16 protein-coding genes are annotated in these 16,192 nt (G+C 38.4%); 8 read left to right on the top strand and 8 right to left on the bottom strand.

The genetic code is table 11. The features are described 5' to 3' along the window. Positions 1-52 precede the first annotated feature (52 nt). The 3 genes from EA772_RS04045 to EA772_RS04055 all read left to right on the top strand — a co-directional run bounded on the left by EA772_RS04045 (position 53) and on the right by EA772_RS04055 (position 2,911). Positions 53-1,078 carry a Gfo/Idh/MocA family oxidoreductase gene (locus EA772_RS04045; RefSeq protein ID WP_124911311.1) on the top strand — a complete coding sequence of 342 codons (1,026 nt, stop codon included), beginning with the start codon at positions 53-55 and terminating at the stop codon, positions 1,076-1,078. Between the two features lie 113 nt (positions 1,079-1,191). Further along, a complete protein-coding gene (locus EA772_RS04050) occupies positions 1,192-1,965 on the top strand; it encodes a zinc-dependent peptidase (protein WP_246834036.1) in 774 nt (257 codons plus the stop codon). A 46-nt stretch (positions 1,966-2,011) separates the two neighbouring features. Then, positions 2,012-2,911: a DUF6263 family protein gene (locus tag EA772_RS04055; protein ID WP_124911315.1), complete on the top strand. Its 900-nt coding sequence runs from the start codon at positions 2,012-2,014 to the stop codon at positions 2,909-2,911. Here the strand turns inward: EA772_RS04055 and EA772_RS04060 are convergent. Next, positions 2,906-3,892: an alpha/beta fold hydrolase gene (locus tag EA772_RS04060; RefSeq protein ID WP_124911317.1), complete on the bottom strand. Its 987-nt coding sequence runs from the start codon at positions 3,890-3,892 to the stop codon at positions 2,906-2,908. The genes EA772_RS04055 and EA772_RS04060 overlap by 6 nt on opposite strands. Before the next feature lie 86 nt (positions 3,893-3,978). Here EA772_RS04060 and hutH point away from each other — a divergent pair, with 86 nt between their 5' ends. Continuing rightward, a complete protein-coding gene (hutH, locus tag EA772_RS04065; RefSeq protein WP_124911319.1) occupies positions 3,979-5,460 on the top strand; it encodes a histidine ammonia-lyase in 1,482 nt (493 codons plus the stop codon). A gap of 33 nt (positions 5,461-5,493) precedes the next feature. Here the strand turns inward: hutH and EA772_RS04070 are convergent, their stop codons facing one another. The 5 genes from EA772_RS04070 to EA772_RS04090 are packed head-to-tail and all read right to left on the bottom strand — an operon-like array spanning position 5,494 to position 8,832. Continuing rightward, positions 5,494-5,934, bottom strand: coding sequence for an ankyrin repeat domain-containing protein (locus EA772_RS04070; RefSeq protein ID WP_124911321.1), 441 nt, complete (start codon positions 5,932-5,934; stop codon positions 5,494-5,496). A gap of 15 nt (positions 5,935-5,949) precedes the next feature. Then, a complete protein-coding gene (locus EA772_RS04075) occupies positions 5,950-6,810 on the bottom strand; it encodes a hypothetical protein (protein ID WP_116169033.1) in 861 nt (286 codons plus the stop codon). Between the two features lie 3 nt (positions 6,811-6,813). Next, complete coding sequence (locus EA772_RS04080) at positions 6,814-7,188, bottom strand: GntR family transcriptional regulator (protein WP_124911323.1); 375 nt, start codon at positions 7,186-7,188, stop codon at positions 6,814-6,816. Then, positions 7,189-8,001, bottom strand: coding sequence for a hypothetical protein (locus EA772_RS04085; protein ID WP_116169031.1), 813 nt, complete (start codon positions 7,999-8,001; stop codon positions 7,189-7,191). A 3-nt stretch (positions 8,002-8,004) separates the two neighbouring features. Further along, a complete protein-coding gene (locus tag EA772_RS04090; RefSeq protein ID WP_116169030.1) occupies positions 8,005-8,832 on the bottom strand; it encodes an ATP-binding cassette domain-containing protein in 828 nt (275 codons plus the stop codon). Between the two features lie 167 nt (positions 8,833-8,999). Here EA772_RS04090 and EA772_RS04095 point away from each other — a divergent pair, with 167 nt between their 5' ends. From EA772_RS04095 to namA, 3 genes are all read left to right on the top strand, one after another. After that, a complete protein-coding gene (locus EA772_RS04095; RefSeq protein WP_124911325.1) occupies positions 9,000-9,395 on the top strand; it encodes a DoxX family protein in 396 nt (131 codons plus the stop codon). A gap of 1 nt (position 9,396) precedes the next feature. After that, the gene (locus EA772_RS04100; protein ID WP_124911327.1) at positions 9,397-10,386 is read left to right on the top strand and encodes an aldo/keto reductase; all 990 of its coding nucleotides are present in this window, start codon (positions 9,397-9,399) and stop codon (positions 10,384-10,386) included. A 71-nt stretch (positions 10,387-10,457) separates the two neighbouring features. Continuing rightward, the gene (gene namA, locus EA772_RS04105; RefSeq protein WP_116169028.1) at positions 10,458-11,537 is read left to right on the top strand and encodes an NADPH dehydrogenase NamA; all 1,080 of its coding nucleotides are present in this window, start codon (positions 10,458-10,460) and stop codon (positions 11,535-11,537) included. A 74-nt stretch (positions 11,538-11,611) separates the two neighbouring features. Here namA and EA772_RS04110 read toward each other — a convergent pair whose 3' ends face one another. Both EA772_RS04110 and EA772_RS04115 read right to left on the bottom strand, forming a co-directional pair. Further along, complete coding sequence (locus EA772_RS04110; RefSeq protein ID WP_124911329.1) at positions 11,612-13,930, bottom strand: TonB-dependent receptor; 2,319 nt, start codon at positions 13,928-13,930, stop codon at positions 11,612-11,614. Positions 13,931-14,047: 117 nt separating this feature from the next. Continuing rightward, on the bottom strand, positions 14,048-14,380 hold the full coding sequence (locus EA772_RS04115; protein ID WP_124911331.1) for a hypothetical protein: 333 nt from the start codon (positions 14,378-14,380) through the stop codon (positions 14,048-14,050). Positions 14,381-14,443: 63 nt separating this feature from the next. Between EA772_RS04115 and hutU the strand changes: the two genes are divergently transcribed. Beyond that, a complete protein-coding gene (hutU, locus tag EA772_RS04120; RefSeq protein WP_124911333.1) occupies positions 14,444-16,114 on the top strand; it encodes a urocanate hydratase in 1,671 nt (556 codons plus the stop codon). Positions 16,115-16,192: the final 78 nt, after the last annotated feature.

Here is a 16,192-nt window from a genome sequence, read left to right on the forward strand (position 1 = left end):
TTCAACGTTTCCAATAGCCCGCTAAAAAGTATTTTTGGCTACATTTATCTTTATGAGCACAGATTCAAAAAAAACAATTAAAGCAGGCTTATTGGCATACGGTATGTCGGGAAAAGTATTTCATGCCCCGTTTTTAGATACCCATGAAGGACTTTCATTAAAGGCAGTTGTGGAGCGCAGCAAAAAAAATGCTATAAATGATTATCCTCAAATAACAAGTTATAATAGTGTAGATGAGCTCTTAAACGATGAAGAAATTGAGTTAGTGATAGTGAATACACCTAACAACCTTCATTACGAACATTCGAAAGCGGCGCTACAAAAGGGAAAAAATATTCTGGTTGAAAAACCATTTACAGCTACGTCTGCACAGGCTAAAGAGTTGTTTAAACTGGCCGATGAGGTTAATAAACAAATCATATTTTATCAAAACCGCCGTTGGGATAGCGACTTTACATCAGTTAAAAAAGTTTTGGCAAGTGGAAAGCTTGGAAAGCTGAATGAGATGCATTTGCGTTATGATCGCTACAGGAATGTTATTGGCCCTAAAGCATTTAAAGAACAAGCCATCGAGGCAAGCGGCTTAATTTACGATTTAGGTCCACACCTTTTAGACCAGGTAATCAGCATTTTCGGAAAACCGTTAAATTATCATAAAATTCTGGGTAAAAACAGAGTGGGCACAGCTGTTGATGATTACTTTAGCATCCAGCTCACTTATCCTGATAGTATTTTTGTTTTTGTTACTTCCAGTATGTTGGTTGTTAATCCGCAGGCGGCATTTGTTTTACATGGCGTAAATGGAAGTTTCGTCAAACAACGGGCCGATATTCAGGAAGAACAATTGCTTGCCGGCATGAAACTTAACGATGAGGGCTACGGAGTAGAACTCAAGGGAAATGAAGGCATATTAACTACAATTGATGCTGAGGGAAATAAAACAAAAGAAGTAATTCCTTCGGAACTGGGAAGTTATTTACCATTATTTGATGCCGCATACCTGGCCTTAACCCATGAAAAACCCTATCCGGTTACCAGAGAAGACATTATTACCCAGTTGGAAATTTTGGAAAGTTAAACCAGCGTAAGTTGGCTTTGATTGTGGCTATTGCTTGCACTCAAAGCCAATTCACCCTTCCAAGTCGTCTCTGTTCTGCAAAACCAACTAAATCTGACATCAATAAACCAAATATGAATTCACTGCCCTTTGCGTACCTTATTCCTATATGTATAATTGCCCTTTATCTGATCCTTAAAAAAAAGAAGCCAAAAATTGATCCTCTAACTGATACCGATAAAAAGATTCTGGATGATTATGTAGCTTATTACCACAATTTAGATTCAACTGATAAATTAAGGTTTGAAGAAAAGGTAGCCACATTTTTTGCTACTGTTAAAATTGAACCTGTGGGATTAGAGATGACCACATTAGATGAGCTCCTGATCGCTTCGAGTGCTGTAATTCCAATTTTCGGTTTCACAGATTGGCAATATAAAAACCTCAGCACAGTGTTGTTATATCCAGACACCTTTAATAAAGATTTTCAGTTTGAAGGTGGGGAAAGGCAAATTATGGGCATGGTAGGGAGTGGTTACATGAACGGACAAATGATTTTATCTCGCTCGGCTTTGCGACACGGCTTTTCTAAAAGTGCTGGAAAAGAAAATACAGCAATACACGAATTTGTGCATCTTCTAGATAAATCTGATGGCGCTACCGATGGTGTACCGGAAAATTTAATGGCTCACGAATATACTTTGCCATGGATAAAAATGATGCACGAGGAAATGCAGAAAATTGAGGATAACAAGTCAGATATTAACCCCTATGCCATTACCAACCAGGCAGAGTTTTTTGCAGTCGTTTCTGAATATTTCTTTGAAAAACCAGATTTATTAAAAGATAAACATCCGGATTTGTATCATCAGTTAACAAGAATATTTTCCCAACAACCAGCTGGCTGAAAGTAATTATCACATTAATCTCCAAAAAGTTAAACCAATCTCCCAAATGAAAACATTTAAAATATTTCTTCTCTCTTTTTTATTCCTTTCATTTGGCGCTTTTGCACAGAAGCCATATGTACTAAAGCAAAATCTACCGATTGGAAAAAAATATAATTTCTCAATGGCTTCTGATCAAATTATCAATCAGGAAATTTCCGGCCAGAAGATAAACCTTACACAAACCATCGGAACTGATTATACTTTCGATATTAGAAATGGCAGTGACTTGGATAAGGATATTGATGTCGTTTACGATCGTATTTTTATGAAATCGTCGGCTATGGGAAATACGATGGCCATGGATTCGGATGATTCGGATACGACCAAAAAAAATCCTTTCCGTGGAATAAAAGGCGCATCTTTCAGAATGGTCATGGCACCAGATGGCTCCATAAAATCATTAACCGGAATTGATGCCATGTTAACCCGCATGGCTTCTAAAATGTCTAAAGACTCTGTTGTGATGAATAGTGTAAAGGCATCATTGGCCAAACAATTTAATTCTGAAAGCATGAAACAAACCATGGAGTCGTCGCTAAAAGTTTATCCGGAAAAACCTGTTAAGGTTGGCGATAGCTGGACTGTTGATACCAAGATGCAAATGACGATGCCCATCGAAACGATTACAAAATACACGCTTAAAGAAGTAAAAAATGGCATCGCTTACCTGAACATTTCAGGAACACTAACCTCTAAAGGTGATTTTGAAACCATGGGCAATAAAATGCAAACGGATTTAACAGGAACCAACAATGGCGACGCCGAACTCGATTTAAAAAGTGGCTTAATCCTTAAAAGTCATCTGCGAATGGAAATGACTGGCACAATGACTGCAATGGGACAAAAAATTAATTTTGAGTTACAGGGCATTAACAAAATTGTTGGTAAAGAAATTCCGCTATAAACTTCCTGTAAGTGCCACTAAAAATTCAGTGGGTATTTCGATGTGGGGAATATGACCGCAGGCTTCGAACTCTATAATTTTTGCGCCTGGAATTTTTGCTGCAGTTTGCTTGCCTAAAAATCTATACTGCCCATGTAGCACTTGCTGATCAGGCGTTAAAAGCCCCTTGCCAACAATTGTTTTATCTTCTTTTCCAACAAATAAAACCGTTGGCACTTTCAGATTTTGAAATTCATAAACCACAGGCTGCTCGTAAATCATCGTAAATGTCATGGCAGCAACCTTTGCCCAACGTGGATAATCTGCACTGAATGTAACCCCTCCGGCAATATTGACCAAATATTCATATTCTGGTTTCCAATAAGTAAAATACGAGGTTTGATAATATTTTCGAACGCTTTCTGCCGTTGTTTTTAACTCGGTTTGATTTTGCTGTAGGGTATTTACATAAGGTACAAATGTTTTATAATCCTCTAACCCAATAGGGTTTTCGAGTAACAGCTTTTCAGTTGTATTAGGATAAAGTAAAGCAAAACGCGTGGCCAACATGCCGCCCATGCTATGGCCAAGTACCACCGTTTTCTGAATACCCAGGGTATCAAGTAATTTTTTGTTCCAGGCCGCCAGCTGGTGGAAACTATAATGAATAAAAGGTTTAGATGATTTGCCAAAACCAATTTGATCGGGAACGATTACACGATAACCAATAGCTGTTAATGCTTTGATTACATTACCCCAATAGTAACCGCCAAAGTTTTTACCATGAAATAAAATCGCTGTTTTACCATTAGCCGCTATTGTTGGCGCCACATCCATATAGGCCATTTTTATATCCTGACCTTCAGTGCTCAGCGGCAAAAATTTTACGGGGTATGGATATTTCACGTTTTCTAGAGTGATAGAAAGCGTATCTATTCTTTGTGCTCTTGATGTAGTTAAAATAAATATGGTAAGTGCAAGTACAACGAAAATTTTCTTCATGAGTAAAATATTTTATGCGATGATAAAAAGCGAATCGGCCTAATTTAATACTTATTTATACTTTTGAGCAACCAAATAATTTAAATATGCCTGTTTTTTATATTAGCGAACAGCCGCTAACATTAAATGTTTTAAAAGAAATTATTCTGAAAAACAAGCCAATCGCATTAAGCCAGGAATCTGTTGAGCGCATTCAAAAATGCAGAAACTACCTTGACAACAAGCTAAAACGCCATGAAGACCCAATCTATGGAATTAACACCGGTTTTGGATATCTACAAAATGTAAAAATTGAGGAAGAGAACTTAACCAAACTACAACACAATTTATTGCTTTCTCATGCCTGCGGTACCGGAACAATGGTACCACAAGAGATTGTAAAGTTAATGTTGCTTTTAAAAATCCAATCTTTGAGTTACGGTTATTCTGCCATTGCACTCACTACTGCACAACGCCTAGTTGACTTTTACAACCACGATATTTTGCCTGTCGTTTACACACAGGGGTCGCTCGGTGCATCAGGCGATTTAGCACCACTGGCACACCTGGCACTTCCGTTAATTGGCGAAGGCGAAATAACTTATAAAGGGCAAAGGCTTAACACCGCTAAACTTTATGAACAGTTAAACTGGCAGCCCTTATCACTTCAATCTAAAGAAGGATTGGCTTTAATCAATGGCACTCAATTTATGAGCGCTTATGGTATTCATATTTTGCTGAAAGCTGAAAATTTAAGTGATTGGGCCGATCAGCTTGCCGCTATGTCTATTGATGCTTTTGATTGTAGAATTGATCCATTTGATCATTTAAGTCATCAAATCAGGCCGCATAAGGGGCAGTTGGAAACTGCAAAAAAGATTAAAGATTTATTACATGGTAGTGAAATAATTCACCGCAGCGGAAAACAGACTCAAGATCCGTATTCGTTTCGCTGTGTACCGCAGGTGCATGGAGCAAGTAAAGATGCCATAGCATATGTAAGAAACGTATTTGAAACGGAAATCAATTCCGTAACAGATAATCCAAACGTTTTTCCTGAGGATGACCGGATCATTTCTGCAGGAAATTTTCATGGACAGCCTTTGGCTTTAAGTCTTGATTTTTTATGTATCGCTTTGGCAGAATTAGGCTCTATTTCCGAAAGGCGAGTGTTTCAACTTATTTCAGGTCAGAGAAATCTGCCACCGTTTTTAATTAAAGATGCAGGGTTAAATTCGGGCTTAATGATCGCACAATATACCGCTGCATCAATTGTAAGCGAAAACAAACAGTTTTGCACACCATCATCTGTTGATAGCATTGTAAGCAGCAACGGCCAGGAAGATCATGTAAGCATGGGCGCCAATGGTGCAACGAAATGTTTGCGGGTGGTAAATAACCTCGAAAATATTTTGGCCATCGAACTGCTTACTGCTGCCCAGGCGTTAGACTTTCGAAAGCCTTTAAAATCTTCTCCGAAAATTGAGGCACTCTTTTCTGCGTACAGAACGGTAGTAAGTTTTAATAATGCAGATCGAATACTAGCAGAGGATATTAGAAAATCAGTACAATTTATACAACAACACTAAAAGCGAAGCTTCCTAAGCGGAAGCTTCGCAGGATTATTTCATGAGATAGTCGATCAACTCCTTCTTCTCGTATTTTCGGGCGTAATCAAGAGCAGTTTTTCCTTCCCGATTTTTCAACCCAATATCTGCGCCAGCCTTGACTAAAACCTTGGCGGCTTCTAATTCACCATATTTCGCGGCATACATCAATGGGCTTTTATCGTCGCAGATTTTATTTACATCTGCTTTAGTTGATATTAAATCCTGTAAAACCTTAATTGACTTGCTTCTGATGCTGATCGCAAATAAGGAATACGGCTTCTGTTCAAGCAGTAAACAGGAATCTATCACGATTTTGTCTTCTTTAAGCGCTAAATTAAACAAGCTTACATCATCTGTTTTAAAGGCTTGTTTTAGCTTGGCAGATAGGCTCTGAGCGTTAGCGGAGAAGGAAGCCAAAATGAGTAAGGCATTGATTATGAATAGTTTCATCATGTTAAAATTTAGATTTTACTTCTGCAACATTTGCTTCAGGTTAGCAATTGGCACCTGAATGGAAGTTGAATTAGAGATATCCCCTTCTGCATTGTTAATTTTGATATTCTCAAAATTTACGTTGCATTCTCCAGTCGTTTTAAGCACCAAATTTTCTATCGCGTCATGCGTTTTACCTTGCTCATTGCTTACTTTAACCTTCGTAGTATTAACATCTAAGTCTAACGTGCTGATCGCCGAATTATAAATATTTAGCGTCGACCTGTTCAGGCTAACATCAAGTTTTGTGATGCCTGAACTGTAAATATTATTATCGATCCAATATTCATTAAGGGCCTTCAAATTTTTGTTGGTGATGGATAAGTGTTTAATTTTTGTACCTTCTGAAATGCTAAAACTCGCATTTTTACCTAAGTCCAAAGTTAAGCTGTCACCATCTTTCACAAATAACTGATTGAGGTTAACATCATCAATTTTAATCTGGGTTAAGTTTGGAGCAAATACGATAATGGTGCCACCTCCATATATTTTAGCAGAAGGGAGTTTTATTTCGATTTGCTGATTGACGTTTTTGAAACTTAAAACTTCTTCTGAAAGATCTTTAGTGATTTTAACCGCAAACTTATTGCTCTTAAATACTTTAATTTTTAAACTAACAAAATCAGTTCCGTGGATGGAGATTTTATCAAAAGGTTCGGTATCATATTTCTTCACATACCTGCTACCCTCTTTATCTAAATCTTCCTCTCCTAAAATAATTTGATTGTATTGTTGCGTAGTTATTCTGTTTGTTTTGGCAACCAAAATCATTATGGTTAGTGGCACAATCAGTAAAGTAGCAGCCATACCAATTAGAATTTTATTACTTGTTTTCATTTTCTAGGCGTTAAAATTTTCTGTTACAAATGTTTGATATCTGTTTTTCAATTCCTCAAAATCTATTTCTAACAAATACATGTTTCTAAATAGCTGTGGCAATTCATCTTCGATAAAAGTAGTTTTACGATAAATATTTACGTTTGCAATGGCATCTTCAGCTAAGAAAAAACCAATTCCTCTTTTGTTGGTGATGATGTTTTGCTTTTGTAAAAGTTCATAAGTACGCATCACTGTATTTGGGTTCACCTCCATATCTACTGCCAACTCCCGTACCGATGGTATTTTATCCTGAGGTTTCCATTTCCCCAGAAGAATGTGTTCACACACATATTCTGCTATTTGCAAATAAATAGCTTTGTTATTACTAAAATCCATCTAAACCTCCTTCTCTTTTAATCGAATGTATGTTGTAATCCAGAATGCAATTGTAACTACCAGTGCAACCAGGCTGAAAATTAAAAAAATATGGCTATCATTATGCCAGTATTGATTACCAATCCACACCGTATCAGCGATCATTAAATTCATGAAATAAAAGGTTAGTGATACCCACAAAACTGTGAATAATATCACTACTATAGCCGTTTTGATATAATGAAATCGTTTAAAATAGATTGATCCAAGTAAAAATATGCTGGTAACAGTGAAGGGTGAAATCAGGTTGTATCCAAAATAGCGAAGAGCGGTTTGGTCTCTCAAAATTTCCGAAAGCATGCTTTGAGCTGGCTTCGCTTGCCCGCTGTGTATAGCCGCAGTCTGTTCCGGATTTAAACTGGCGTTTAATAAGGTAACAAATGCTAAATCGACCAGATAAAAAACCAGTAAAAAACTGCAAACACTAACTATTGAGGTATAAAAAATAGCCGTCAAAAATTTTTCGAAAGTAGACGCAGGTGTCATCAGCTCTAAAATCGAATTTGCTTTTTGTCCAAGATTATTAAAATAATTGCTTGCAATGATGCTGGTGAAAAAGAATCCTAAAAACATAAACAGAAGATATCTGAATTGTAGGTCAGGCCTGTTTTTATCAGAAAAGTAAATTCTGTCTGTTGAGGGCATTAAAAACCAATAACAAATGATCAGAATTCCAGTGAGTACAACCAGCGTTCCTAAATAAACTTTCCCAAAATCCAGCCATTGTCTTTTGAGCAATAAGCCAAATCGATTAATATTAAATGTGTTGTTCATGGCTTAATCAAATAAAGGTTTAAATTTTGTTTTCTCAGTTAAAATGGCATTGAAGAGTAATTCTATATCCAGTTTGCTCTCTTCTTGATGATAGTTTGGCAATACGGCATTGTAGCCGGAAAGTGATTGCTCGGCATAAATAATACTGGCATCTATTTCTTTCACTTTTTTAAAAGTGAGTTTTTCGGTAATTTCTTCAACGGATGCTTTTAAAGCAATATCATTTTCATCCAGCATAATTACGGTGTCAATTAAATTATCTAAATCCCTAACCTGATGCGTGGAGATAATGATGCAACAATCATCGGTTAAGGCAGAAGCCATAATTTTCCTGAATTGTGCCTTTGAAGGAATATCCAATCCATTTGTAGGTTCATCCATAATAATCAGCTTCGCCTGGGTAGCCAAACCAAAAGCGATAATGATCTTTTTCTTCTGGCCATAACTCATATCAATTAATTTTTGCGAAACCGGAATATCAAATTCCTTTAATAGCTCGGCAAAGTAGTTATGATTAAATTTTTTATAGAAAGGTGCATTGGCTTTGAGGTAAGCATCAATTTTAACGGCAGGCAAATAAAATTCTTCCGGGATGAAACAAATTTGTTCCAACAATGCCGGCTGACGCTTTTTCGGATCGAAACCCAATACATTTACTTTTCCGCTTTGCGCATATACCAAACCAGCCAAATTTTTAAGCAAACTGGATTTACCCGCTCCGTTTTTACCGAGCAAACCATATATATGTCCGGCATTTAATTGCAAACTCATATTTTTAAACAATGGCTTATGCTTACTGTAACCAAAATTAAGATTGTTAATTTGAATCATGTTTACTGTATTAGTTAAATAATACACTAAAGTATGAGTTATTTCTTTACATCCAAATTTTTAGTACATTTTTTTTTATAACGCCTTTGTAAAACTTGAGTTTAATATCCGTTGCATTAAAACATCCTTAACATTTGGATTGTATGTTTGTGTAAACACGATAAATAATGGATAAAAACTGGGCTTACTTAATTAGTCGGTTAGCAATTGGCTTAAGTTTTTTCGGACACGGCCTGGTGCGTTTACCAAAACTTGCCGGCTTTAGCAATTGGATGGTTAGCCAGTTTTCCAAATCATTACTACCAGAATTTTTAGTAGTTCCCTTTAGCTATATTTTACCTTTTGCTGAATTCATTGCAGGTCTATTGATCATCATCGGCCTGTTTACCCGACAAGGGTTATTGCTTGCAGGCCTTGTTTCTTTAGCTCTAATTTTTGGAACAACAATGATCGAAAATTGGGAAGCCTTACCATCTCAGTTAATTCATGTGGCATTTTTATCCGTGTTATTAGCTTATTTACCGCATAATACCTATGCGGTTGATCAAATCATTAAAAAATAATATGGAATACAGAAAAATAGGAAACTCTGATTTAGAACTTTCAGCAATTACTTTCGGCGCCTGGGCGGCAGGTGGATGGATGTGGGGTAGCACAGATCGAAACGATGCCATTAAAGCTATTCAGGCGGGTTACGACTTAGGGGTAACTTCCATCGATACTGCTCCAATTTATGGACAAGGAGATAGTGAAGAAATTGTTGGCGAAGCAGTTAAAGGAATTGCAAGAGACAAAATCCAGCTGGTAACCAAATTTGGCATGCGCTGGGATTTAGAAAAAGGGAAGTTGGCTATGCAAACCAAAAACAATGATGGTAAAAACATTGATGTTTATAAGTATGCCGGAAAGGAAAGTGTAATTTTCGAGTGTGAACAATCTTTGAAGCGGTTAGGAACAGATTATATCGACTTATATCAGATACACTGGCCGGATGTGACTACTCCAATTATTGAAACTTTCGAAGCAGTTAGCCGATTGATTGAGCAAGGGAAGGTGCGGTACGCTGGAGTTTGCAATTATGATGTGGCACAGTTGAAAGAAGCTGATCATACTTTGGAGATTATTTCCAATCAGATTCCTTTTAGCATGGTTAATCGGGCTGTTGAAGAGGAAATAATTCCTTTTTGCCTTGAACACAACAAATCGGTTTTAGCATACAGCCCGATGGAAAGAGGTTTGTTGACCGGTAAAATGACTGCCGACTATAAATTCGAAGAAGGTGATCATCGCCAGGGAAATAAATTCTTTACTCCGGAAAGTATTCAGAAAACCAATGCGTTTTTAGCCAAACTTGAGCCTTTGGCTGAAGAGAAAAATGCAACCTTATCCCAATTGGTTTTACGCTGGACCATCGAACGGCCAGGAATTACAATTGCTTTGGTTGGGGCGAGAAATGAAAAACAAGCCATCCAAAATGCCGAAGCAATAAATGTAAAATTAAGTGCTGATGAAATTCAATTCATCAACACAGAACTAAAGAACGCTGGTTTTTAATCTCCAAATAATAGCTAAGACACTACTTTTCAAAAAAGTACTGAATTGCCTTTGTAGTTAAACAAAAATATATGTCAAAATTATTTTCTCCTTTTACCATAAAGGATGTAACCCTAAAAAATAGAATCGTTATTTCTCCAATGTGCCAATACTCAGCTATTGATGGCTTTGCCAACGATTGGCATTTGGTTCATTTAGGCAGCAGAGCCGTTGGTGGTGCCGCTTTGATTATTCAGGAAGCTACAGCAGTAGTTCCGGAAGGCAGAATTACACATGCCGACTTGGGCATCTGGAAAGATGAGCATGTAGAAAAGTTGAAGCAGATTGTTTCTTTTATTCACGAAAATGGTGCAATTGCTGGTATTCAATTGGCGCATGCTGGCAGAAAAGCAAGTTGCGACCTGCCATGGAATGGCGGAGAACAGCTCACCGAAGGCGAAAATAGCTGGCAAACCGTTGGCCCATCGCCTATACCTTTTAAAAAAGAACAGGTTGCACCTCATGAATTGAGTATATCGGAGATTCAGGATATTGTTTTTGCTTTCAGAGCTGCTGCAAAACGAGCTTTAGATGCTGGCTATAAAGTGATCGAAGTGCACGCTGCTCATGGTTATTTATTACACGAGTTTTTTAGTCCGCTCAGTAACACTCGCAGCGATGTTTATGGTGGCAGTTTCGAAAACCGCATTCGTTTGGTAATTGACGTTGTGGAAGCCGTTCAATCGGTTTGGCCAGAAAACTTACCTGTTTTTGTGCGTATTTCTGCAACAGACTGGACAGCAGATGGCTGGAATGAAAATGATTCCCTTCAGTTGGCGGCGGTTTTAAAAGATAGAGGCGTTGATTTAATTGATACCTCCTCGGGTGGAAATGTACCGGATGCCTTTATTCCTGCCGGTCCCAATTATCAGGTTCCTTTCGCTGATAAAATCAGAAATGAAATTGGTATTTACACAGGAGCAGTTGGCGTAATCGTTGATGCGCAACAGGCCGAAGATATTTTGCAGGAAGATAAAGCAGATTTAATCTTCATCGCCCGCGAATCGTTACGCGATGCCTATTTCCCTACACATGCCGCTCAAATTTTAGGCGATGATATCGAATGGCCTAATCAGTATGTAAGGGCAAAAAGAGAAACTTTTAAAAAATAGATTTATCATTTAAACAAAAAGCCTCCTGAAAATAATTTCCAGGAGGCTTTTTGTAGATAGGGGGATTTTCCTCGTTATTTCACAAGAGTAAAGGGAACATATAAGCCGAAAGTGATATTTCTTCCAACATTATAAATTCCAAAATTTGGATTTTCGTAATCCAAACGACCAGGCTTATACCTGCTTAAAGCATCATAATATTTCTGGTTTAATACGTTGTTTGCCGAAACAGATAACTTCACCGGCTGTTTGCCTAAGTTAAAAGTTGCACCAATACCAGCATTTAGCAAAGTATATCCGCTAGTTGGTGTTTCAAAAACGTCATCAACCCGGTTTTGCTTAAAGGCCGAATTTATTCCGACTGATAAATAGGCATCGTTTGTTCCTTTAAGTTTTGGTTCGAAACGCAATTCGTTGCGCAAGGTTCCCGCTGGAATGAATGCTAGAGGCTTATTTAATGAGGTGTTTTGCGCATGAACATACCCAAAAGTATTTTCGAAGTGAATAAAAGGAACCGGATGGATGGTTAAAGTAGCTTCAGCTCCATAAAGGTTAGCGTTTACCTGGCCATAACGGTAAACCGGATAATCGTCACCCTCAGCGTTGATGATTTCTCCATTGTTTGAAGCATAAATAAAATTGTGCACATAGTTATTGTAGATACTTGCACTTGCGCTTACCACTTTACCTTCGTATTCTAAAGCAGCATCAACCTGGTAACTCCTTTCCGGGCTCAAACCCGAATTGCCAATTTCATACCTGAACGTTCCCTCATGTACTCCATTGGAAGCCAATTCTGCCGGATTAGGCGCACGAAATGCAGAACCTGCATTGGCTTTAAAGTTCCATTCTTCATTAAACTGATGAGTAAAACCCAGTGCACCACTTACGTTTGAAAACTTGTTTTGGAAGGGTGCAAAAATCTCTTCACCATCTTTAATAAGTTGTTTCCCATCATTTTTACGATAATCGTAACGGGCTCCTATGCTAAACGTACTGTTTTCCCAGTTCTTTTTTGCAAAGGCAAAAACACCGATTCCATAAGTATTGTAGTCTGGAATTAAAAACTCATCATCTGCTTTATTCTCACTATTGCCTGCATCGGCACTTAATCCAAAAACAGGCTGCCAGCCATTGATTTCATGGATATAATATTTTAAATCAGCAGTGTACGTTTTAAGATCAAAGAACAAAGCCGGTTCTGTACTTTCTTCGAGCTCCCTGCGCTGGTTCTGCTGGTATCCAAAATCAGCTTTTAAATTGCCATTGCCCAAAATAAAGTTGTTATTCAGGGCAATTTTGAAATGGCGAATATCCTGACGTGGAAAATCCAGTTCACGATTTTTGAAATCCTGTTTAAGAAATGCTTCACCGCTTTCTTTAAGGAAATTTCCATTATCATCTAAAGCAGGTTCGTAAAACCCAATATTGTTACGGAAACTCGACACGTTCAAATGAGTATAACCCCAGCTTTTGTTCAAGCCAATCATTCCACTCAAATCAGTTTCATTAAAGCCCGAATTTGGAAAGTAACCTGTAGGTGTTTTAAATGAATGAGCATTTTTATAGGTACCGCGGGCTCTCCATACAAAACCGTTTTGATTTCCATTCAACATCAAAGAATTTGCTGTTAAGCCATTGTTGGTAGCGTAATTGGTAATAAACTCCCCTTTTACCTGCCCTTCGGGAGCAGTGCTCGGCTCCAGAATGTTAATTACTCCACCCAAAGCATCAGAACCATACATTAATGAGGCAGCGCCACGTAGAATCTCAATCCGATCTGATTTAAACTGATCAATTTCTATCCCATGTTCATCGCCCCATTGCTGTCCCTGTTGTTTAATTCCATCATCTAAAGTTACAATTCGGTTATAACCCAAGCCGCGAATGACTGGTTTTGAAATGGACGGTCCTGTTGTAATTTGGGAAACGCCAGGCACCCTCGTCAATGCATCAATCAAATTGGTAGAAGGTTGCAACAATTGATCTTTCCCAACCACTGCAGATGAAGCGCTGTTTCGCTTGCTGGTACTGCTGATTAAACTGCCTGTAATTACAATTTCTTTAGTTTCAATGGCTGTAGGCTGCAAGGCAAAATCCAGCGTTACTGTGCTTGAAAAGTTAACGATTTTTGTTGCTGTTTTATAACCAATGTAATGTACTTCCACCAGGTAACTTCCTTTTGCAGGAAGATTGTTTAGGGTAAATTCTCCGTCGTTATTGGTTACAGCAGAAACTTTTAAATCGGGAATGTAAATGCTTGCACCAGGCAAAGTCTGGCTGTTACTCGCATCAGTAACTTTACCTTTAATATCTTTCAAAGCAGATGCAAAAGCCGTGCTGCTCAATAATGTATATAGAATTACTAAGCCAATAAGCTGTAATTTTTTCATGATTTATAATGAATAGAAATGATGTCGAACGCCAAAACAGAAGCTTACAAGCCTTGTTTCAGATCTGACAAATAAAATAATTGGTTTTCCGGTAAACGGACAATAAGTTTGAAAAAACTAAACCATAGGAGGACCACGCAAACCAGTGCTTAAAAGCTCAACATAAGAACTTTTTAAGATGGTTTGCTTTGGGCTGATGAGTTTGGCAGAAAGAAATATTCTATAAATGTGATGAACCTGCACATAGTCTTTTTCAAAACTTGCACTACAGATTAAACAGGTATCGCCATGCGACTGTACGTGACTAACGTGATGGCAGTGAATTTCTTTTTTGGGTATTGGTATTTCCTGGTGGTGATGAAGCACACTCCAGGGTGTTAAGGCAATAGCAAACACAATCAGCATAAATGCCGATAAATATTTTCTGATGTTTTGCCTATGCTTTTTCAATGTGTCAAAAGTAGCAAATGTTGTTCAATTCTATATCTTTGGAAAGTAACATTGCTTTTATCTATGAGCCAAAATCTAACCAATGGTTTAAACTTAAGCCAAAAACAAACCCCAAACGGAACTGAATTAAATTGCAAAGGATGGATTCAGGAAGCGGCATTACGCATGCTTTTAAATAATCTTGATCCTGAAGTAGCAGAACGCCCTGAAGATTTAATTGTTTACGGCGGACGAGGGAAAGCGGCTAGAAATAAAGCATCATTAAGTTTGATTATAAAAGCTTTGAGAGATTTGGAAAATGATGAAACCTTATTGATCCAATCAGGAAAGCCAGTTGCTGTTTTACCTACTCATGCTGACGCACCAAGGGTTTTAATCTCCAATTCGCAGTTGGTTCCCAGATGGGCAACGCAAAAACATTTTAATGAATTAGAAGATAAAGGACTAATGATGTATGGTCAGATGACTGCCGGCTCCTGGATTTACATTGGTTCGCAAGGTATTGTACAAGGTACTTATGAAACCTATGCAGCCCTGGCAAAAAAGCATTTCGGGTCAAGTTTAAAAGGAAAATTAAACGTTACCGCTGGTTTAGGCGGAATGGGTGGTGCGCAGCCTTTGGCCATTACCATGAATGAAGGTGTCTGTTTAGCTGCAGAAGTGGAAGAATGGCGCATCAAAAAACGCCTGGAAACCCGCTACATTGATGAAATCAGTTATGATATTGATGAAGCAATAGACCAAGCTGTAACTTACAAAAATGAAGGCAAAGCGATCTCTATTGGTGTGGTTTGCAATGCTGTTGAGCTATTGCAAAGATTAATCGAGCGAAATATTGTTCCCGATACGTTAACTGATCAAACGTCTGCTCACGATCCGTTAATTGGTTATTTCCCTGAAGGATTGACTGTAGCCGAAGCCGCCGAATTAAGGCAGCATAACGCCGAAGAGTATATAAAACAATCGTACGCCACCATGGCAAAGCATGTGAAGCAAATGCTTGAATTACAAAAACGTGGTGCCATTACATTCGACTATGGCAATAATTTACGAGGAAGAGCTGTAGAGGCTGGTGTAGAAAATGCTTTTGATTTCCCTGGTTTTGTCCCTGCTTATATCCGTCCGTTATTTTGCGAGGGTAAAGGTCCATTCAGGTGGGCAGCTTTGAGTGGCGACCCTCAGGATATTTTTGAAACGGATAAGCTGATTTTAGAACTATTTCCGGAAAACGAAAGCTTGCAACGCTGGATTAAAATGGCTCAAGAGCGAATAGCATTTCAGGGTTTACCAGCCCGGATCTGTTGGCTGGGCCAGGGAGAACGCGAAAAAGCAGGCGTAGCTTTTAATAAACTGGTTGCTGAGGGTAAAGTTAAAGCACCTATTGTAATTGGACGCGATCATTTGGATACAGGCTCGGTAGCTTCACCAAACCGGGAAACTGAAGCGATGCTCGATGGCTCAGACGCGGTGGCGGATTGGCCTGTTTTAAATGCGTTGATGAATACCGCCGGCGGAGCAAGCTGGGTATCATTACATCATGGCGGCGGTGTGGGTATCGGCTATTCCATTCACGCAGGTATGGTAATTGTTGCCGATGGAACCGCTGAAGCCGAAGCCAGATTAAAAAGAGTTTTACATAACGACCCGGCTTTGGGCGTAATCCGCCATGCTGACGCGGGTTATGATATCGCACAAGATACCGCCAGAAAATTTAGGTTGGGATTGAAGTTATAAGATATCGTCATTGCGTGGCACGAAGCAATCTGGCTGGAGAGATCGCTTCGTGCTTGCAATGACGAAAATTAAAAGAGA

Origin of the sequence: Pedobacter sp. G11 (assembly GCF_003860265.1) — a bacterium.
Taxonomy (GTDB): Bacteria; Bacteroidota; Bacteroidia; order Sphingobacteriales; family Sphingobacteriaceae; genus Pedobacter; species Pedobacter agri.

Bases quoted from the DNA above. Each gene is read 5' to 3' on its own strand.
- EA772_RS04070 (WP_124911321.1), bottom strand. From the start codon at position 5,934: ATGATGAAACTATTCATAATCAATGCCTTACTCATTTTGGCTTCCTTC.
- EA772_RS04095 (WP_124911325.1), top strand. From the start codon at position 9,000: ATGGATAAAAACTGGGCTTACTTAATTAGTCGGTTAGCAATTGGCTTA.
- EA772_RS04110 (WP_124911329.1), bottom strand. From the start codon at position 13,930: ATGAAAAAATTACAGCTTATTGGCTTAGTAATTCTATATACATTATTG.
- hutH (WP_124911319.1), top strand. From the start codon at position 3,979: ATGCCTGTTTTTTATATTAGCGAACAGCCGCTAACATTAAATGTTTTA.
- EA772_RS04090 (WP_116169030.1), bottom strand. From the start codon at position 8,832: ATGATTCAAATTAACAATCTTAATTTTGGTTACAGTAAGCATAAGCCA.
- EA772_RS04085 (WP_116169031.1), bottom strand. From the start codon at position 8,001: ATGAACAACACATTTAATATTAATCGATTTGGCTTATTGCTCAAAAGA.
- EA772_RS04055 (WP_124911315.1), top strand. From the start codon at position 2,012: ATGAAAACATTTAAAATATTTCTTCTCTCTTTTTTATTCCTTTCATTT.
- EA772_RS04060 (WP_124911317.1), bottom strand. From the start codon at position 3,892: ATGAAGAAAATTTTCGTTGTACTTGCACTTACCATATTTATTTTAACT.
- EA772_RS04100 (WP_124911327.1), top strand. From the start codon at position 9,397: ATGGAATACAGAAAAATAGGAAACTCTGATTTAGAACTTTCAGCAATT.
- EA772_RS04050 (WP_246834036.1), top strand. From the start codon at position 1,192: ATGAATTCACTGCCCTTTGCGTACCTTATTCCTATATGTATAATTGCC.
- EA772_RS04080 (WP_124911323.1), bottom strand. From the start codon at position 7,188: ATGGATTTTAGTAATAACAAAGCTATTTATTTGCAAATAGCAGAATAT.
- EA772_RS04075 (WP_116169033.1), bottom strand. From the start codon at position 6,810: ATGAAAACAAGTAATAAAATTCTAATTGGTATGGCTGCTACTTTACTG.
- hutU (WP_124911333.1), top strand. From the start codon at position 14,444: ATGAGCCAAAATCTAACCAATGGTTTAAACTTAAGCCAAAAACAAACC.
- EA772_RS04045 (WP_124911311.1), top strand. From the start codon at position 53: ATGAGCACAGATTCAAAAAAAACAATTAAAGCAGGCTTATTGGCATAC.
- namA (WP_116169028.1), top strand. From the start codon at position 10,458: ATGTCAAAATTATTTTCTCCTTTTACCATAAAGGATGTAACCCTAAAA.